Source organism: Streptococcus sp. 79 (assembly GCF_013277425.1).
GTDB classification, from domain to species: domain Bacteria; phylum Bacillota; class Bacilli; order Lactobacillales; family Streptococcaceae; genus Streptococcus; species Streptococcus pseudopneumoniae.
Genome location: NZ_VMMW01000057.1, coordinates 26,126 through 44,753, shown reverse-complemented (window position 1 = coordinate 44,753; position 18,628 = coordinate 26,126). Strand labels below are relative to the sequence as shown.

Genomic DNA, 18,628 nt, shown 5'->3' with positions numbered 1-18,628 from the left:
AGCCGATGAATTATAAAACCACGAATCCTATGTGACTCGTGGTTCTTTTTTATAAACTGGTAGAGTGTTTTGGTTGTACTTTTTGTTCAGGGTCAATGTAGTTGATAGCGTTGTTGACAGCAGTTGGAGCTTCTCCGAGGCCTGTCGCAATCAGATCAATTTTTCCGTCATAGTAGCAGCAGTCACCGATAGCATAGATACCTGCTTGGCTGGATTCTTGTTTGCTGTTGACGATAATCTTGTGACGGTTGAGGTCGAGCCCCCAGTTTTTAAGGTTACCGACAGAAGATTTGAAACCATAGTTGACAAAGAGGTGGTCTAGGTCAATGGTTTCAGTTTCATCAGATTTGACTTTTGTGATTTCAAGTTTATCAAGTGTTTTTCCATTTCCAAGGAGTTGGCCAGGGGCGAATGGTGTCTTGATGGTTACAGATGATTCTTGCAAGGCTTGAACACTGTGTTCCAAGGCACGGAAATTATCTCTGCGGTGAACAAGGGTAGTTGGTGCGATTTTTTCAAAAGCCAAAGCCCAATCCACAGCCGAGTCTCCCCCACCAAGAATCGTCACTTTCTTACCAGCGTATTGCTGAATGTTAGAAACGTGGTAGTGGATATTTTCATAGCCCTCAACCCCTTCAAGTTCCAGCGGACGTGGTTTGAAGGCACCGCCACCCATAGCGATGATAACTGTTTTAGTCAGGTGACTTCCTTTAGAAGTTGTGATGGCAAATTCTTCTTCTTGTTTGTCAATCTCAAGAACCGTTTCATTGAGATGAATAGGGGTATCAAATCCATTTAGCTGTTCAATCAAGCGGTTAGTCAACTCTTCTCCAGTCAGGTTTGGGAAGCCTGGTACGTCTAGGATTTCCTTTTCAGGGTAGAGAATAGCAGGTTGTCCACCTAGCTGGGGAAGAGAGTCGATGATTTGAACCTTGGCTTGGCGTAGGTGGGCATAAAAGGCTGCAAAAAGCCCGACAGGACCACCACCCACAATGGTAATATCATAGAGTTGAGACATAGTTTCTCCTTTGTTTTTTCTAGTCAGTTTATTTTATCATATTTTTGTTCAATGTAAAATGGACTAGGATAGGGAAAAAAATGCCAGAAAATGGTATAATAGGACGAAAGTGTTTTGATAGGGAGGATATCAGGGATGAATTTTCAACAATTATCCAATCTGCAATATTGGACCAGTTTGTTTGCAAGTCCATGGACGATAGCTATCAATCTGATTGATATTTTGATTGTTGCTTATATTTTATACCATTTTACAAAAGCTATTGCAGGAACCAAGATTATGATTTTGGTACGTGGAGTTTTGGTGTTTATTTTAGCTCAAATCCTTGCAAATATGATTGGTTTGACTACGATTTCTTGGTTAATCAATCAAATTATTACTTATGGAGTTATTGCGGCGGTTGTTATCTTCTCTCCAGAGATTCGGACTGGTTTGGAACGTTTGGGAAGAGCGACAGATTTCTTTTCCAATGCCCCTATTAGTGCTGAGGAACAGATGATTCGTGCCTTTGTTAAGTCTGTTGAATACATGAGTCCTCGTAAAATCGGGGCCTTGGTTGCTATTCAGCGTGTACGTACCTTGCAGGAGTATATTTCGACAGGAATTCCCTTGGATGCTAAGATTTCTGCAGAACTTCTCATTAACATTTTTATTCCCAACACTCCCCTACATGATGGTGCGGTGATTATCAAAGAAGAACGTATCGCTGTGACGTCTGCCTATCTGCCCTTGACAAAAAACACAGGGATTTCCAAGGAATTTGGGACCAGACACCGGGCGGCTATCGGTTTATCAGAAGTCTCAGATGCCTTGACTTTTGTCGTATCAGAGGAAACGGGAGGAATTTCGATAACCTATAATGGAAGGTTTAAGCACAACCTAACACTTGATGAATTTGAAACAGAATTACGTGAAATCTTACTTCCAAAAGAGGAAGCGGGTCTTAGTTTTAAAGAACGATTGCTAGGAGGATGGAAACATGAAAAAAAATAGTTTATATATCATATCCTCACTCTTTTTTGCTTGTGTCTTATTTGTCTATGCTACGGCGACGAATTTTCAAAACAGTACCAGTGCTAGGCAGGTAAAAACGGAAACCTATACGAATACAGTAACAAATGTTCCTATTGACATACGCTATAATAGTGATGAGTATTTTATTAGCGGTTTTGCTTCAGAAGTCTCAGTGGTCTTGACTGGTGCAAATCGCCTATCGCTAGCTAGTGAAATGCAAGAAAGCACACGTAAATTCAAGGTTACTGCTGACCTAACAGATGCCAGTGTTGGAACGATTGAAGTTCCTTTGAGCATTGAAGATTTACCCAATGGGCTGACCGCTGTGGCGACTCCGCAAAAAATTACAGTCAAGATTGGGAAGAAGGCTCAGAAGGATAAGGTAAAGGTTGTACCAGAGATTGACCCTAGTCAAATTGATAGTCGGGTACAGATTGAAAATGTCACGGTGTCAGATGAAGAAGTGTCGATTACGAGTGATCAAGAGACATTGGATAGAATTGATAAGATTATCGCTGTCTTGCCAACTAGCGAACACATAACAGGTAATTACAGTGGTTCAGTACCTTTGCAGGCAATCGACCGCAATGGTGTTGTCTTACCGACAGTTATCACTCCCTTTGATACAACAATGAAGGTAACTACAAAACCAGCAGCACCAAGTTCAAGCACATCAAATTCAACTACAAGCAGTTCATCGGAGACATCTTCGTCAACGAAAGCAACTAGTTCAAAAACGAATTAAAAATAGAAAAAAGGATTTTATAAAAATGGGTAAATATTTTGGGACTGATGGAGTCCGTGGAGAAGCTAATGTAGAACTTACTCCAGAATTAGCTTTTAAGCTAGGACGTTTTGGAGGCTATGTTCTTAGTCAACATGAAACGGAAGCACCGAAAGTCTTTATAGGACGTGACACACGTATTTCAGGGGAAATGCTAGAATCTGCCTTGGTAGCTGGTCTTCTATCTGTAGGAATTCACGTATACAAACTAGGTGTTCTGGCGACACCAGCAGTAGCTTACTTGGTAAAAACTGAGGGAGCAAGCGCCGGTGTCATGATTTCTGCTAGCCACAACCCAGCCCTTGATAATGGAATCAAGTTCTTTGGCGGTGATGGCTTCAAACTAGATGACGAAAAAGAAGCAGAAATTGAAGCCTTGCTAGATGCTGCGGAAGACACTCTTCCTCGTCCAAGTGCAGAAGGCTTGGGAACTTTGGTAGATTATCCAGAAGGCTTGCGTAAGTATGAAGGCTACCTTGTTTCAACTGGAACTTCTCTTGAAGGAATGAAGGTTGCCTTGGATACAGCTAATGGTGCAGCTTCTACAAGTGCCCGTCAAATCTTTGCAGACCTTGGTGCTCAGTTGACTGTTATAGGGGAAACACCAGATGGTCTTAACATCAACCTTAATGTTGGTTCAACCCACCTAGAAACCCTTCAAGAAGTGGTCAAAGAAAGCGGCTCAGCTATTGGTTTGGCCTTTGATGGAGACAGTGACCGTTTGATTGCTGTTGATGAAAATGGCGACATCGTCGATGGTGACAAGATTATGTACATCATTGGGAAATACCTTTCTGAAAAAGGACAATTGGCTCAAAATACAATTGTGACAACTGTTATGTCTAACCTTGGTTTCCACAAGGCCTTGGATCGCGAAGGTATTAACAAGGTAGTCACTGCAGTTGGCGACCGCTACGTTGTTGAAGAAATGCGAAAATCAGGCTACAACCTCGGTGGTGAACAATCTGGGCACGTTATCTTGATGGACTACAATACAACAGGTGATGGTCAATTATCCGCTGTCCAATTGACAAAAATCATGAAGGAAACTGGTAAGAGCTTGTCAGAGTTGGCAGCAGAAGTAACCATCTATCCACAAAAATTAGTCAATATCCGAGTGGAAAATGCCGTGAAGGAAAAGGCTATGGAAGTGCCAGCTATCAAGGCTATCATCGAGAAGATGGAAGAAGAAATGGCAGGGAATGGTCGTATCTTAGTACGCCCAAGTGGAACAGAGCCCCTCTTGCGTGTTATGGCAGAAGCGCCTACCACAGAAGAAGTTGACTACTATGTTGATACCATCGCAGACGTAGTTCGAGCTGAAATTGGGATGGACTAAAACTTAGAAAACTAGATGAAAATAAAAAATTATGGTACAATAGCTTATAATATTGTAGCCGAGGGAGAAAGATATGAATCTTAAACGTGAACAAGAATTTGTTAGTCAGTATCATTTTGATGCGCGTAATTTTGAATGGGAAAATGAAAATGGAGCTCCTGAAACTAAGGTGGATGTGAACTTCCAATTGCTCCAACATAATCAAGAAAATCAAGTGACTTCCTTGATTGTCATCTTGACATTTATGATTGTATTTGATAAGTTTGTCATCAGTGGAACCATTTCACAGGTAAATCATATCGATGGCCGTATTGTCAATGAACCAAGTGAATTGAGCCAAGAAGAAGTGGAAACTTTGGCTCGTCCATGTTTGAATATGCTCAACCGTTTGACTTACGAAGTAACTGAAATTGCATTAGACTTACCAGGAATCAATTTGGAGTTCTAATATGAAACTAGCTGTTATCACAGATTCTTCTGCCTATCTCAGTGCAGAGACCTTGCAAAGAGAAGATTTGTATGTCTTGGATATTCCTGTCAATATTGATGGTGAGGAGTATGTCGAAGGCATCAATCTGACTGCTGAGGAATTTTACCCAAAAATGGCTCAGGCTTCTGAATTGCCTAAGACCAGTCAACCAAGTATTGCCAAGTTAGATGAGATCTTAACTTCGCTCAAAGAACAAGGTTATACACATGCCTTGGGGCTGTTCCTATCTTCTGGAATTTCAGGTTTTTACCAAAATATTCAGTATATGGTGGATGACTATGAAGGTTTAACCATTGCTTTCCCAGACACTTTGATTACAAGCGCTCCCCTAGGCATCATGGTTGAAAGCGTCTTTAACTGGCGAGATCAGGGCGATGATTTTGCTATCATTCAGGATAAGCTAGCTATTCAAATCAGCCGTACGTCAGCTTTTATCATGGTAGATGACCTGGATCATTTGGTAAAAGGTGGGCGCCTTTCAAATGGGGCTGCCATTTTGGGCAATTTGCTTAGCATTAAGCCAATCCTTTATTTTAACGATCAAGGTGTGATTGAAGTTTACGAAAAAGTTCGTACGGAAAAGAAAGCAACCAAGCACTTGATTGAAATCATCAAGGAAACAACGGCTTCAGGCCAATATCGGGTCATTGTCATTCATGGGAATGCTCCTGAAAAGGCTGAAGAATTGCGTCACCACTTGATTGAATCTGGAGTGGGTACGGATATTTCACTAGCTACATTTGGTAGTGTCATTGGAACCCACCTAGGAGCAGGAAGTATTGCTCTAGGTTATATTCCAGTGATTTAGTTGGCACTTTTAGACTAGTTAAGATGCCTTGTATCTTAGCAATTGAACACGGACTACCTGCCTCTTGAAAAAAGATGCCTGTCTTGCCTTTCGTGGCAAGTCAGCGTCATTCCCTATTTTTCATGGGCAGCTAAGGTCCTTTGTATCTTGATAATTGAACACGCCTGGGACCCTGTGTGAAAAAGATAGTTCTTCCAAGGAGTAGACACTTCTTGATCAGAATTCCTATTTTCACTTTGTGTTCTTACAGGCCTTGTATCTTAGACAGGAGTAGAGATGAGTATTCGAGTAATTATTGCTGGTTTTAAGGGAAAGATGGGTCAAGCTGCTTGTCAGATGGTCTTGGCTGATCCAGACTTGGACTTGGTAGCAGTTTTGGATCCTTTTGAGTCTGAGTCAGAATGGCAGGGAATTCCTGTTTTCAAGGATAAGGCTGATTTAGCAGGCTTTGAAGCGGATGTTTGGGTAGATTTTACAACTCCAGCTGTTGCCTATGAAAATACACGCTTTGCTCTTGAAAATGGCTTTGCTCCAGTAGTTGGAACGACTGGTTTCACGAGTGAAGAAATTACAGAGCTAAAAGTATTTTCTCGTGCCCAAGATTTGGGTGGCTTGATCGCTCCAAATTTTGCCTTGGGTGCTGTCTTGCTTATGCAATTTGCAAGGCAGGCTGCTAAATATTTCCCCAATGTGGAGATTATCGAGCTCCATCATGACAAGAAAAAGGATGCTCCGAGTGGAACAGCTATTAAAACGGCTGAGTTAATGGCAGAAGTTCGAGAGTCTATTCAGCAAGGTGCGCCTGATGAGGAAGAATTGATTGCAGGTGCCCGTGGTGCTGACTTTGATGGCATGCGGATTCACTCAGTTCGTTTACCAGGCTTGGTAGCCCATCAGGAAGTCATCTTTGGCAATCAGGGAGAAGGATTGACGCTCCGTCATGACTCCTATGATCGCAGCTCCTTCATGACAGGGGTGAATTTGGGAATTAAAGAAGTTGTCAAGCGTCATGAGCTTGTCTATGGATTAGAACACTTATTATGAGATTAACGCAAATGCCTTCTGAATTTCAGAAGGCTTTACCAGTATTAGAAAAAATTAAAGAAGCAGGTTTTGAGGCCTATTTTGTTGGAGGTTCTGTTCGAGATGCCCTTCTCAATCGCCCTATCCATGATGTGGATATTGCGACGTCTTCTTATCCAGAAGAGACCAAGCAGATTTTTCCGCGAACAGCCGATATCGGAATCGAGCATGGAACCGTCTTGGTCTTAGATGGGGATGAGGAGTATGAGGTAACCACCTTTCGGACAGAGGATGTCTATGTGGACTATCGCAGACCCAGTGCGGTTTCTTTTGTTCGCTCGCTAGAAGAAGACCTTAAGCGCCGTGATTTTACAGTCAATGCCTTTGCCTTGGACGAGACAGGGGAAATCATTGACTTGTTTCATGGTTTAGAAGATTTGGAAAAGCAAGTCTTACGAGCGGTTGGAGTGGCTAGTGAGCGTTTCAACGAAGATGCTCTACGAATTATGCGTGGTTTCCGTTTTCAGGCTAGTCTTGGCTTTGAACTTGAGCCAGAAACCTTTAAAGCTATGAAGACATTGACGCCACTTTTGGAGAAAATTTCTGTGGAGCGTATCTTCGTTGAGTTTGATAAACTCTTGCTGGCTCCATTTTGGAGAAGGGGCTTGGCTTCCATGATTGAGAGTCAAGCTTATGACTATCTCCCTGATCTGGCATCTAGCCAAGACAAACTTAACAGACTGTTTGATTTAGAGACTGATTTCACCTTTGAATCTTCAGAGCAAGCTTGGGCGGCTCTACTGTGGGCTTTGGAGATTGAAAATGCGCAGCCATTTTTGAAAGCTTGGAAGACCTCACGTCAGTTTGCCAAGCAAGTTCAGGATTTGCTGACTATTTTGGCCTTGCGTGAAAAGGGAGAATTGAGCAAGCGCGATTGTTATCGCTTTGACTTGGAGTTGCTTTTACAGGCTGAAAATCTTCGTCAGACCCAGGGAAAACCAGTCAACCCACAAGTCATAACAGAAACCTATCAGAGTTTGACCATTCATGACAAGAAAGAAATTCAGATTAATGGTGGCATTTTGATCAAGGAATATGGTTATCAGCCGGGACCAGACTTGGGAGAGATTTTAACAGAGATTGAGTATGCCATTGTCGATGGAGAATTGGAAAATGACCGTCAAGCCATCCATGCTTATCTGAGGGAGAAAAAATGAGTGATTTTATCGTTGAAAAACTAAGTAAATCCGTCGGTGACAAGACCGTTTTTAAGGATATTTCCTTTATCATCCATGACCTAGACAGAATCGGTCTGATTGGTGTCAATGGGACTGGTAAGACCACCCTTTTAGATGTTCTTTCTGGTGTTTCTGGATTTGATGGGGATGTTAGTCCTTTTTCAGCTAAGAATGATTACCAAATTGGTTACTTGACCCAAGATCCTGATTTTGATGATAGAAAGACAGTTTTGGATACGGTTCTCTCCAGCGACCTCAAGGAAATCCAGCTTATTCGTGAGTATGAGTTGATCATGCTCAACTATAGTGAGGACAAGCAGGCGCGTTTGGAACGTATCATGGCAGAAATGGACTCTCTCCAAGCTTGGGAAATCGAGAGTCAGGTCAAGACGGTTCTTAGCAAGCTGGGGATTCAGGATTTATCTACTCCAGTTGGGGAATTGTCAGGTGGTCTAAGAAGACGGGTTCAGTTGGCGCAAGTTCTTCTTGGCAACCACGACCTCTTGCTGCTGGATGAGCCGACCAACCATCTGGACATTGCGACTATTGAGTGGCTGACCCTCTTTTTGAAAAATTCTAAGAAGACGGTTCTTTTTATTACCCACGACCGTTATTTCCTAGACGCTTTGTCAACACGTATTTTCGAGTTGGATCGAGCAGGCTTGACCGAGTATCAGGGCAATTATCAGGACTATGTTCGCCTCAAGGCGGAACAGGATGAGCGCGATGCGGCTCTTCTCCACAAAAAGGAACAACTTTATAAGCAAGAATTGGCCTGGATGCGTAGACAACCGCAGGCGCGTGCGACCAAGCAGCAGGCTCGTATCAATCGTTTCCACGATTTGAAGAAAGAAGTTTCAGGTGGCGTTGCTGAAACAGACTTGACCATGAACTTTGAAACCAGTCGGATTGGGAAGAAAGTCATCGAGTTTCAGGATGTTTCCTTTGCCTATGAAAACAAGCCTATTTTGCAAGATTTTAATCTCTTGGTGCAGGCTAAAGATCGTATTGGAATTGTTGGGAACAACGGTGTTGGGAAATCAACCCTCCTCAACTTGATTGCAGGAAGTCTTGAGCCGACAGCAGGTCAAGTTGTGATAGGGGAAACTGTTCGCATCGCCTATTTCTCTCAGCAAATTGAGGGCTTGGATGAGAGCAAGCGAGTGATCAATTACCTGCAGGAAGTAGCAGAAGAAGTCAAGACCAGCGGTGGTTCTACGACTTCGATTGCAGAGTTGCTGGAGCAGTTCCTCTTCCCACGTTCAACGCATGGAACCTTGATTGAGAAATTGTCAGGTGGAGAGAAAAAGCGTCTTTATCTCCTCAAATTGCTCTTGGAAAAACCAAATGTTCTCCTCTTGGACGAGCCAACCAATGACCTGGACATTGCTACTCTTACAGTTTTGGAGAATTTCTTGCAAGGCTTTGCAGGGCCTGTCTTGACAGTTAGCCATGACCGCTATTTCTTGGATAAGGTAGCGACCAAGATTCTGGCTTTTGAAGATGGTAAGATTCGTCCTTTCTTTGGTCATTACACTGATTACCTTGATGAAAAAGCCTTTGAAACAGAGATGGCCAATCAAGTGCAAAAGGCCGAAAAGGAGAAAGTGGTCAAGGTTCGTGAAGACAAGAAACGCATGACCTACCAAGAAAAGCAGGAGTGGGCAAGCATTGAAGGCGATATTGAAGCCTTGGAAAATCGTATCGTTGCTATTGAAGAGGAAATGCAGGCCAATGGTTCTGACTTTGGTAAGCTGGCTACTCTCCAAAAAGAATTGGACGAGAAAAACGAAGCACTCCTTGAAAAATACGAACGCTATGAATATCTAAGTGACTTTGATAGCTAGAAGAATAGAAAAATCCTGTCTCATGGACAGGATTTTTCTATTCTTTTTTTGTTTCTTGATGAAAGATATTTTGCCAAGTTTCATGGCGACGCCAGATACTGGTGTGGATGATACCATCTAACTCATAGCTGATGAGTTTGGTCTTTTGACTGATGGAAGTGATTTGGATGTCCTTGATAGCTGAATTCAAGTCTTTTTCTGCTTTATAGGCCTCTTTATCCATCTGCTTTCCGTCTTGGCGAATATAGACAAAATCATCAGCCAATAGTTCTTCCAGTTGATTTCCTTGGTCAATCAATTGTTCACGCATAAGCAATTTCTTATAGACATTGTCTAAAATTTCATCCTCAGGGATAGGCGCTGGCTCAATATGGACATCGGTATCAAAAACCCCAAAACGTTCCTCCAGCATAGACTCGACCTGATCCGCGATTTCATGACTCTCAAAAACAGACAGGTCAGGGTTCATCTCTAGCGTAATATCCAGGTAGATGTTGCTACCGTAGGTACGACCTCTTTGGGACTTAACCTTGCTGATTTTGGGAATTTCCATGATGGCCTTTTGATAATCCTCAAGCAGACGGTCGTCAAAGCCATCCGAAAGGCTAAAGGAAGACTCGATGAAGATATCATAGGCAGTCTTCAAGATAAAGAAAGTGATGATGATAGCAACCAGTTTATCCACAATGGGATAATTGAAACTACTAGCTAGGATGGCAATGGTGGTTCCAAGTGAGGTGACAGCATCAGAAAGATTGTCCTTTGCTGCGGCCTTCAGTGCCTTGGAGTTGGATTTCTTACTGAGGCGAGTATTGTAGAGATAGACCACAAACATGATCGCTGCAGACATAATTCCTAGAGTTGCACCCAGAGGATCAATGACCGTTTCTTCCCGACTGAGAATCTTTTGAATGGTATCCCTTAGAACATCAAAGCCAACATAGAACATGATGATGGAAGTGATTAAGCTAGCCAAATCCTCAATCTTCCAGTGGCCAAAACGGTGGTCTCGGTCAGCAGGCTGGCGTGCCATCCTGATTCCAATCAAGAGGGCCACATTTCCAATGATGTCCGACACGTTGTTGAAACCATCGGCCACCAAACTGGATGAATGAAGAAGATGGCCAGTAGCCAATTTCGCTGCAGACAAGAGCAGGTAGGTTGAAATACTGATAATGGCACCACGTTCAGCTAACTTGAGATTTGAGATAGATTGCTTCATTCAACTTCCTTTCTAGTCATATAGCATTCTACCATTATACTGGTTTTCAAGGGAAAATTCAAATAAGGTAGTTTTTACTCTTTTAAAACTCCCCAAAATTTGGTATAATAGTACTACTCAAGGGAGTAGCTGGCAGAAACCTGTGATAGTGTCGTCATTCCGAATTTTATACTGAAAAGTATGTTTTCCGGCCCTATCTTAAACAGCGAGACTTGTTATGATTAACAGGTCTCTTTTTGTTTGTCGTGAAAAGATGCGATGAGGGAAAAGAGAGTCTGTTTTGCACACAATGTCAAGGAGGAGACACATGTCAAAAGAACAAGAACGCCAAGCGTTTTACACTCAGAGTCCTGAAGAGGTCTTGAAGGCTGTGGATGCGACCGAGCAAGGTTTGTCATCAAGTGAGGCGGAAAAGCGCCTTGCCGAATTTGGCCACAATGAACTCGAAGAAGGCGAGAAACGATCAATCCTGGTCAAATTCATCGAGCAATTTAAGGATTTGATGATTATCATCCTAGTTGCAGCAGCAATCTTGTCAGTCGTGACTTCTGGTGGGGAAGATATCGCAGATGCCATTATCATTTTAGCCGTGGTTATCATTAACGCTGCCTTTGGTGTTTACCAAGAAGGAAAAGCAGAAGAAGCTATCGAAGCCCTCAAATCTATGTCTAGTCCAGCTGCCCGCGTTCTGCGTGATGGGCACATGGCTGAGATTGACTCTAAAGAATTGGTACCTGGAGATATCGTTGCCCTTGAAGCTGGTGACGTAGTACCAGCAGACCTACGTTTGCTAGAAGCTAACTCTCTTAAGATCGAAGAGGCTGCTCTGACAGGTGAGTCTGTACCGGTTGAAAAAGACTTGACAGTCGAGCTTGCGACAGATGCTGGTATTGGTGACCGTGTCAATATGGCCTTCCAAAACTCAAACGTAACCTACGGTCGTGGGATGGGAGTTGTTGTCAATACAGGTATGTACACGGAAGTTGGTCATATCGCGGGCATGCTTCAAGACGCTGATGAGACGGATACACCCCTCAAACAAAACTTGAACAACCTTTCTAAGGTCTTGACCTATGCAATCTTGGTCATTGCCCTTGTTACTTTTGTAGTGGGTGTCTTTATTCAAGGGAAGGATCCACTTGGTGAGTTGTTGACTTCTGTTGCCCTTGCCGTTGCAGCCATTCCAGAAGGACTTCCTGCTATCGTGACCATCGTTCTTTCCCTTGGTACTCAAGTTTTAGCCAAACGACATTCCATCGTTCGTAAGTTGCCAGCAGTTGAAACACTTGGTTCAACTGAAATCATCGCTTCTGATAAGACTGGTACGCTGACCATGAACAAGATGACGGTTGAAAAAATCTTCTACGATGCAGTCCTACATGACTCAGCTGATGACATTGAACTGGGTCTTGAAATGCCCCTCCTTCGTTCAGTTGTCTTGGCCAATGATACGAAAATCGATGTGGAAGGCAATCTCATTGGTGATCCAACCGAAACAGCCTTTATCCAGTATGCCTTGGATAAGGGATACGATGTCAAAGGATTTTTAGAGAAATATCCTCGTGTAGCTGAGTTGCCATTTGACTCTGACCGTAAACTCATGTCAACGGTTCATCCACTTGCAGATGGACGCTTCCTCGTAGCAGTTAAAGGTGCCCCAGACCAACTCTTGAAACGTTGTGTTCTTCGTGATAAGGCTGGGGATATTGCTCCGATTGATGAGAAGGTCACAAACCTCATTCATACAAACAACTCTGAAATGGCTCATCAAGCCTTGCGTGTCCTTGCAGGTGCGTATAAGATTATCGATAGCATTCCAGAAAACCTCACTTCTGAAGAGCTGGAAAATAATTTAATCTTCACTGGTTTGATTGGGATGATTGATCCTGAACGTCCTGAAGCCGCTGAGGCTGTTCGTGTGGCTAAGGAAGCTGGAATTCGTCCAATCATGATTACAGGTGACCACCAAGACACCGCAGAAGCTATTGCCAAACGTTTGGGAATCATTGATGCAAACGATACAGAAGACCACGTTTTAACTGGTGCTGAGCTCAACGAATTATCTGATGAAGACTTTGAAAAAGTTGTTGGTCAATACTCTGTTTATGCCCGTGTGTCTCCAGAGCACAAGGTTCGTATCGTCAAGGCTTGGCAAAAACAAGGTAAGGTCGTTGCCATGACAGGTGACGGTGTCAATGATGCCCCAGCTCTGAAAACAGCAGACATCGGTATCGGTATGGGAATCACTGGTACAGAGGTTTCTAAGGGGGCTTCTGATATGATTCTTGCAGATGATAACTTTGCGACTATTATCGTCGCAGTGGAAGAAGGACGTAAGGTCTTCTCAAACATTCAAAAGACTATTCAGTACCTACTTTCTGCCAATACTGCTGAAGTATTAACCATCTTCCTATCAACCTTGTTTGGTTGGGATGTCTTACAGCCGGTTCATCTTTTGTGGATCAACTTGGTAACGGATACCTTCCCAGCTATCGCTCTTGGTGTTGAACCTGCGGAGCCTGGTGTCATGAATCATAAACCACGTGGACGCAAGGCAAGCTTCTTCTCAGGTGGTGTTTTGAGTTCTATCATTTATCAAGGTGTACTCCAAGCAGCTCTTGTTATGAGTGTTTATGGCCTTGCGATTGCTTACCCAGTTCATGTGGGTGACAATCATGCTATTCATGCAGATGCCCTAACGATGGCCTTTGCAACCCTTGGTTTGATTCAGCTCTTCCATGCCTACAATGTCAAGTCTGTCTACCAATCCATCTTGACAGTTGGCCCATTCAAGTCTAAGACCTTTAACTGGTCCATCTTGGTATCCTTTATCCTTCTCATGGCAACAATCGTTGTAGAACCGCTTGAAGGAATCTTCCACGTAACCAAACTAGACTTGTCACAATGGGGAATTGTTATGGCTGGAAGCTTCTCAATGATTATCATCGTCGAAATCGTTAAGTTTATTCAACGCAAACTCGGTTTTGACAAGAATGCGATTTAAGGGAGGTTTCGGATGTCAGCATATCAATTACCGACCGTATGGCAGGATGAAGCTAGTAATCAAGGAGCCTTTACGGGCTTAAATAAACCAACAGCAGGTGCCCGTTTCGAACAAAACTTGCCAAAAGGAGAACAAGCTTTTCAGCTTTATTCACTGGGAACACCAAATGGTGTGAAGGTCACTATCTTATTGGAAGAATTACTAGAGGCTGGTTTTAAGGAAACGGCTTACGACTTGTATAAGATTGCTATCATGGATGGGGATCAATTTGGTTCAGACTTCGTAAAGCTCAATCCAAATTCCAAGATTCCAGCCTTGTTGGACCAGTCAGGAACTGAAGAAGTAAGAGTCTTTGAATCTGCTCATATTCTCCTTTATCTTGCTGAGAAATTTGGAGCCTTTCTACCAAGTAATCCTGTGGAAAAGGTAGAAGTTTTGAATTGGCTATTCTGGCAAGCTGGGGCTGCACCTTTTCTAGGTGGGGGATTTGGACATTTCTTTAATTATGCCCCTGAAAAATTGGAATATCCTATTAACCGTTTTACGATGGAAGTGAAACGCCAGTTGGATTTATTGGATAAGGAATTGACTCAGAAACCTTATATTGCAGGCAATGACTATACGATTGCAGATATTGCCATCTGGTCTTGGTATGGACAGTTAGTTCAAGGAAAACTTTACCAAGGTTCTGCAAAATTCTTGGATGCCTCAAGTTACCAGAATTTAGTAAAATGGGCAGAAAAAATTGCCAATCGTCCAGCTGTTAAGCGTGGGATGGAAGTAATTTATAAAGAAATTAATACTCTTTGAAAATCTCTTCAAACCACGTCAGCGTCGCCTTGCCGTATATATGTTACTGACTTCGTCAGTTCTATCTGCAACCTCAAAACAGTGTTTTGAGCAACCTGTGCTAGCTTCCTAGTTTGCTTTTTGATTTTCATTGAGTATAAGTAGCAAAAAAGTCATCTTCGGATGACTTTTTGCTACAGTTGAGGGAAAGGGCTTGCAGTTATCGGCTTTTGTGCTATAATTGTTATAATATAGTAAAAAACAAGAGGAGTGTGAGGAAGTGGAAAAGAAAATTGTAAAAGATATTTTGTTTTTATCTCAGGTATCTCAGCCGGCAAGTCAGGAAGACCTTTATCTTGCCAGAGATTTGCAGGATACACTCTTAGCAAATCGTGAGACCTGCATTGGTCTAGCTGCCAATATGATTGGGGTGCAAAAGCGCGTGATTATCTTTAATCTTGGCTTGGTTCCCGTGGTCATGTTTAACCCAGTGCTTCTGTCCTTTGAAGGATCCTATGAGGCAGAAGAAGGCTGTTTGTCCTTGGTAGGTGTGAGATCAACTAAGCGTTATGAAAGCATAACGGTGTCCTATCGAGACATTACATTAAGTGGCAGGAACAGACCATTACCTTGACAGGCTTCCCAGCTCAGATTTGCCAGCATGAGTTGGATCACTTGGAAGGACGAATCATTTAGGAGGAAAGCAAATGAAACGAATAGTCTTTGAACTTATTTTTATCGCAACGACCTGGTATATCTTTTTACCGCCCCTTAACCTGACCAGCTGGGAATTTCTCTTTTTCCTCTGTGGGCATTTGCTGCTTGTAGCAATCTTATTTGGCTTTGGCAAGGGAATCAATCTGGTCAAAACGGTTCATGTGCGCCACGGTAAGGCGGAAGCTGCCTTAAATCTTGAGGGTTTCAAAATCAATCGGTTAGGGAAAATTCTGTTAGCTTTGATTGGAGGAATTCTTCTCTTGGCAGCTTTGGTTTCCTTGGTAACTTCCAGCATGTTTCAGGCTAAAAATTATGCCAATGTAGTCACGGTTACGGAAAAAGACTTTACTGAATTTCCTAAGAGTGACACCAGTAAGGTTCCTATCTTAGATAGAAGTACTGCTGAAAAAATTGGTGACCGCTACTTGGGTTCCCTAACAGATAAGGTGTCGCAGTACGTAGCGGCAGATACCTATACCCAATTGACAATTGATGGGAAACCTTATCGAGTGACGCCACTAGAATACGCAGACCCTATCAAGTGGTTTAACAATCAAGCTAAGGGAATCGGTGAGTATATCAAGGTGGACATGGTAACTGGAAATGCGGATTTGGTGGACTTGAAGACACCAATCAAGTATTCAGACTCGGAGTATTTTAACCGTGATGTCAAACGTCACCTGCGCTTGAAGTACCCGACCAAAATCTTTAAAACTCCATCTTTTGAGGTGGACGATGAGGGCAATCCTTTCTATGTAGCAACGGTTTACCAAAAGCAATTTGGACTTGCGGTTCCTCGTCCTGCTTCAGTCATTATCTTGGATGCTACAAATGGAGAAACCAAGGAATACAGCTTATCAGATGTTCCAGAATGGGTGGATAGGATCTATCCAGCAGAGGAAACCATTGAGCAAATCAACTACAACGGCAAGTACAAGGACGGTTTCTTGAATGCCATGATTTCCAAGAAAAATGTGACCCAGACTACCAATGGCTATAATTACTTGTCTATCGGTAATGACATCTATCTCTACACAGGTGTGACGTCGGCTAATGCGGATGAGAGTAATCTTGGTTTCATCCTTGAAAATATGCGAACAGGAGAAATTACTAAGTATAGCTTGGCTTCTGCGACAGAAGAATCAGCCCGTGAATCAGCAGAAGGTGCTGTTCAGGAGAAATCCTACAAAGCAACCTTCCCAATCCTCATCAACCTCAATGACAAGCCTTTCTACATCATGGGTTTGAAGGACAATGCTGGCTTGGTCAAAGAGTATGCTCTAGTAGACGCAGTCGAGTACCAAAATGTTATCGTAGCTACTACAGTGGAAGAGATGCTCAGCAAGTATGCCAATAAAAACGACCTTGAAATTGACAATGCAACGACAGAAAGCATCAAGGGAGTAGTAGCAGACCTCAAATCAGCTGTTATCAAGGGCGACACCGTCTACTTCTTTAAAGTTGATGGCAAGATTTACAAGGTTAAGGCCTCAGTATCAGATGACCTTCCTTACCTTGAAAATGGTAGAACCTTCGAAGGTCAAGTAGGAAAAGACAGCTATCTCAAGACCTTTAAAGTACAGTAATACTCTGCGAAAATCTCTTCAAACCACGTCAACTTTATCTGCAACCTCAAAGCTGTGCTTTGAGCAACCTGCGGCTAGTTTCCTAGTTTGCTCTTTGATTTTCATTGAGTATCAGATGAATTTCTTGGTTGTGGCTAAAAAATATGCTACACTATCAATATGAAAATTTTAATCCCTACAGCAAAAGAAATGAACACAGACTTGCCGAGTATCGAGGCAACACCTTTAATACCAGAAAGTCAGGCCGTGCTGGATGCCTTGGCCCTCTATTCTGCTAGTCAATTGGAGAGTTTTTATAAGGTATCAGCCGAGAAGGCTGCGGAAGAATGTCAAAATATCCAAGCTTTGAAAAGGCAAACTGCTCAACACTACCCAGCTCTTAAACTTTTTGATGGGCTTATGTACCGCCATATCAAGCGAGATAAGTTGACCGAGGCGGAACAAGCCTATCTTGAAAATCATGTCTTTATTACTTCGGCTTTGTACGGTGTCGTTCCAGCCTTGTCATCTATGGCCCCTCACCGTTTGGACTTTTTGATGAAGTTAAAAGTCGCTGGTAAGACTTTAAAGAGTCATTGGAAGGCAGCCTATGATGAAGCTGTGAAGCAGGAAGAAGTGATTTTCTCCCTCTTGTCGTCCGAGTTTGAGACGGTATTTTCTAAGGAAATCAGAGAAAAAATGGTGATCTTCAAATTTATGGAGGATAGAGGCGGTCAGCTGAAAATTCACTCAACCATTTCCAAGAAAGCGCGTGGTGCCTTCCTGACAGCCCTGATAGAAAATCAAGTACAGACGGTGGAGGAAGCTCGTCGCTTAAGCTTTGCAGGATTTACCTACCGAGAAGATCTGTCCCAGCCACAGGAATTGGTTTTTGTTAAGGAAGTATAGAAATCAGATATTTTGTATTTGGCAATATGTATCATCAGCTATTTTAGTTTATAAATGAGAAAAAAAGCGAACAAGCTAGTCTTCTGAGTGTCAGAAAAGTAGTCTTGTTCGCTTTTATTATGTTAGTTACTTGATCGCATTGACCAAGTCTTCCGCTTGTTTTTCAAGTGAGTTTAGGACTGTTTCTTCAAGAACCAATTTTCCGTCTGCCCAAGCAGAGTCATTGACACGTGCAGCAGTGAAATCACCAACGATTTGTGTACGGATAAATGGCAAGAGGTCTTTGTAAATAGCGAAAAGTTGATCGTGACCGGCATTGGCTACAGATGATACGGTGACAAACTTGTCTTGAAGGGCAGAAGCGCCACGTGTATCAGACAAGTCAAGGGCGCGAGATAGCCAGTCAAGCAAGTTTTTTACTGTTCCAGGGATAGAGAAGTTGTAGACTGGAGAGAAGATCCAGATAGCATCCGCAGCGAGAACCGCTTCACGAGCAGTAGCTACAGCTGGATGAGTTGGAACTTCCAAATCTTGGCTGAAGAGAGGAAGGGCTGAATAATCAAGGTAGCTAACTTCCGCTTTACCAGCAAGTGCTTTCTCAGCTTCGAGCGCCATTTGGTGGTTGAAAGAACCTTGGCGTAGTGATCCGACGATAAATAATACTTTTTTAGACATGATGTGTCTCCTTTTTCTTAAATTTACGAGAATTTTCTCGTTGTTATAAAATATATTACAACAAAGCAAAACAACTTGCAAGAAATTTGCTCAGAGTTTATTTGAAAATTGTAAAATTTCGGAAACTCTAGTCATTTGTGACTGAAAAAGTAAGAACTGTTTCACTTTCAAAATCGGTTTTGTTTG

Annotated in this window: 16 protein-coding genes and 1 pseudogene; 13 read left to right on the top strand and 4 right to left on the bottom strand. The window is 42.7% G+C overall.

The annotated features are described in order from the left end of the window. Positions 1 to 49 precede the first annotated feature (49 nt). Positions 50 to 1,018 carry an NAD(P)/FAD-dependent oxidoreductase gene (locus HT729_RS08470; RefSeq protein ID WP_000080999.1) on the bottom strand — a complete coding sequence of 323 codons (969 nt, stop codon included), beginning with the start codon at positions 1,016 to 1,018 and terminating at the stop codon, positions 50 to 52. 135 nt (positions 1,019 to 1,153) lie between these two features. On the opposite strand from HT729_RS08470, the gene cdaA reads away from it, so the two are divergent. The 8 genes from cdaA (at position 1,154) to HT729_RS08430 (ending at position 9,561) form a co-directional block, all read left to right on the top strand. After that, entirely contained in the window at positions 1,154 to 2,011 is an 858-nt protein-coding gene (gene cdaA, locus HT729_RS08465; protein ID WP_050251552.1) for a diadenylate cyclase CdaA, read from the top strand. Further along, entirely contained in the window at positions 1,998 to 2,777 is a 780-nt protein-coding gene (locus HT729_RS08460) for a CdaR family protein (RefSeq protein WP_000742288.1), read from the top strand. The genes cdaA and HT729_RS08460 overlap by 14 nt, the downstream gene beginning before the upstream one ends. A 25-nt stretch (positions 2,778 to 2,802) precedes the next feature. After that, positions 2,803 to 4,155: a phosphoglucosamine mutase gene (glmM, locus tag HT729_RS08455; protein WP_050207911.1), complete on the top strand. Its 1,353-nt coding sequence runs from the start codon at positions 2,803 to 2,805 to the stop codon at positions 4,153 to 4,155. Between the two features lie 73 nt (positions 4,156 to 4,228). Next, positions 4,229 to 4,603, top strand: a complete 375-nt coding sequence (locus tag HT729_RS08450; protein WP_001050094.1) for a DUF1149 family protein — start codon at positions 4,229 to 4,231, stop codon at positions 4,601 to 4,603. A 1-nt stretch (position 4,604) separates the two neighbouring features. Further along, complete coding sequence (locus HT729_RS08445) at positions 4,605 to 5,453, top strand: DegV family protein (protein WP_172931897.1); 849 nt, start codon at positions 4,605 to 4,607, stop codon at positions 5,451 to 5,453. A gap of 276 nt (positions 5,454 to 5,729) precedes the next feature. Next, entirely contained in the window at positions 5,730 to 6,497 is a 768-nt protein-coding gene (gene dapB, locus HT729_RS08440) for a 4-hydroxy-tetrahydrodipicolinate reductase (protein ID WP_000027869.1), read from the top strand. Next, positions 6,494 to 7,693, top strand: coding sequence for a CCA tRNA nucleotidyltransferase (locus tag HT729_RS08435; protein ID WP_078374274.1), 1,200 nt, complete (start codon positions 6,494 to 6,496; stop codon positions 7,691 to 7,693). The genes dapB and HT729_RS08435 overlap by 4 nt, the downstream gene beginning before the upstream one ends. After that, positions 7,690 to 9,561 (top strand): ABC-F family ATP-binding cassette domain-containing protein, encoded by a 1,872-nt coding sequence (locus HT729_RS08430; protein WP_172926243.1) that lies wholly within the window; start codon positions 7,690 to 7,692, stop codon positions 9,559 to 9,561. Before HT729_RS08435 ends, HT729_RS08430 begins: the two co-directional genes overlap by 4 nt. A 37-nt stretch (positions 9,562 to 9,598) precedes the next feature. Here the strand turns inward: HT729_RS08430 and mntE are convergent, their stop codons facing one another. Then, positions 9,599 to 10,783: a CDF family manganese efflux transporter MntE gene (gene mntE, locus HT729_RS08425; protein ID WP_172931018.1), complete on the bottom strand. Its 1,185-nt coding sequence runs from the start codon at positions 10,781 to 10,783 to the stop codon at positions 9,599 to 9,601. A gap of 307 nt (positions 10,784 to 11,090) precedes the next feature. On the opposite strand from mntE, the gene HT729_RS08420 reads away from it, so the two are divergent. Both HT729_RS08420 and yghU read left to right on the top strand, forming a co-directional pair. Beyond that, complete coding sequence (locus tag HT729_RS08420) at positions 11,091 to 13,787, top strand: cation-translocating P-type ATPase (protein ID WP_000032388.1); 2,697 nt, start codon at positions 11,091 to 11,093, stop codon at positions 13,785 to 13,787. 12 nt (positions 13,788 to 13,799) lie between these two features. After that, positions 13,800 to 14,597, top strand: a complete 798-nt coding sequence (gene yghU / locus HT729_RS08415; protein ID WP_001277397.1) for a glutathione-dependent disulfide-bond oxidoreductase — start codon at positions 13,800 to 13,802, stop codon at positions 14,595 to 14,597. A gap of 8 nt (positions 14,598 to 14,605) precedes the next feature. Here yghU and HT729_RS12465 read toward each other — a convergent pair whose 3' ends face one another. Then, positions 14,606 to 14,728, bottom strand: a complete 123-nt coding sequence (locus tag HT729_RS12465; protein WP_257379711.1) for a hypothetical protein — start codon at positions 14,726 to 14,728, stop codon at positions 14,606 to 14,608. Between the two features lie 128 nt (positions 14,729 to 14,856). Here HT729_RS12465 and HT729_RS08410 point away from each other — a divergent pair. The 3 genes and pseudogenes from HT729_RS08410 (at position 14,857) to yaaA (ending at position 17,767) form a co-directional block, all read left to right on the top strand. After that, positions 14,857 to 15,272: pseudogene (locus HT729_RS08410) on the top strand (peptide deformylase). 11 nt (positions 15,273 to 15,283) lie between these two features. Then, positions 15,284 to 16,879, top strand: coding sequence for a hypothetical protein (locus HT729_RS08405; RefSeq protein WP_000822846.1), 1,596 nt, complete (start codon positions 15,284 to 15,286; stop codon positions 16,877 to 16,879). Between the two features lie 159 nt (positions 16,880 to 17,038). Then, entirely contained in the window at positions 17,039 to 17,767 is a 729-nt protein-coding gene (gene yaaA, locus HT729_RS08400) for a peroxide stress protein YaaA (protein WP_023933180.1), read from the top strand. Positions 17,768 to 17,893: 126 nt separating this feature from the next. Here yaaA and HT729_RS08395 read toward each other — a convergent pair whose 3' ends face one another. Beyond that, positions 17,894 to 18,442, bottom strand: a complete 549-nt coding sequence (locus tag HT729_RS08395) for an NADPH-dependent FMN reductase (protein ID WP_000039623.1) — start codon at positions 18,440 to 18,442, stop codon at positions 17,894 to 17,896. Positions 18,443 to 18,628: the final 186 nt, after the last annotated feature.

Coding starts and splice junctions, on each gene's coding strand:
- HT729_RS08470 (WP_000080999.1), bottom strand. CDS start 1,018: ATGTCTCAACTCTATGATATTACCATTGTGGGTGGTGGTCCTGTCGGG.
- cdaA (WP_050251552.1), top strand. CDS start 1,154: ATGAATTTTCAACAATTATCCAATCTGCAATATTGGACCAGTTTGTTT.
- HT729_RS08460 (WP_000742288.1), top strand. CDS start 1,998: ATGAAAAAAAATAGTTTATATATCATATCCTCACTCTTTTTTGCTTGT.
- glmM (WP_050207911.1), top strand. CDS start 2,803: ATGGGTAAATATTTTGGGACTGATGGAGTCCGTGGAGAAGCTAATGTA.
- HT729_RS08450 (WP_001050094.1), top strand. CDS start 4,229: ATGAATCTTAAACGTGAACAAGAATTTGTTAGTCAGTATCATTTTGAT.
- HT729_RS08445 (WP_172931897.1), top strand. CDS start 4,605: ATGAAACTAGCTGTTATCACAGATTCTTCTGCCTATCTCAGTGCAGAG.
- dapB (WP_000027869.1), top strand. CDS start 5,730: ATGAGTATTCGAGTAATTATTGCTGGTTTTAAGGGAAAGATGGGTCAA.
- HT729_RS08435 (WP_078374274.1), top strand. CDS start 6,494: ATGAGATTAACGCAAATGCCTTCTGAATTTCAGAAGGCTTTACCAGTA.
- HT729_RS08430 (WP_172926243.1), top strand. CDS start 7,690: ATGAGTGATTTTATCGTTGAAAAACTAAGTAAATCCGTCGGTGACAAG.
- mntE (WP_172931018.1), bottom strand. CDS start 10,783: ATGAAGCAATCTATCTCAAATCTCAAGTTAGCTGAACGTGGTGCCATT.
- HT729_RS08420 (WP_000032388.1), top strand. CDS start 11,091: ATGTCAAAAGAACAAGAACGCCAAGCGTTTTACACTCAGAGTCCTGAA.
- yghU (WP_001277397.1), top strand. CDS start 13,800: ATGTCAGCATATCAATTACCGACCGTATGGCAGGATGAAGCTAGTAAT.
- HT729_RS12465 (WP_257379711.1), bottom strand. CDS start 14,728: ATGAAAATCAAAAAGCAAACTAGGAAGCTAGCACAGGTTGCTCAAAAC.
- HT729_RS08405 (WP_000822846.1), top strand. CDS start 15,284: ATGAAACGAATAGTCTTTGAACTTATTTTTATCGCAACGACCTGGTAT.
- yaaA (WP_023933180.1), top strand. CDS start 17,039: ATGAAAATTTTAATCCCTACAGCAAAAGAAATGAACACAGACTTGCCG.
- HT729_RS08395 (WP_000039623.1), bottom strand. CDS start 18,442: ATGTCTAAAAAAGTATTATTTATCGTCGGATCACTACGCCAAGGTTCT.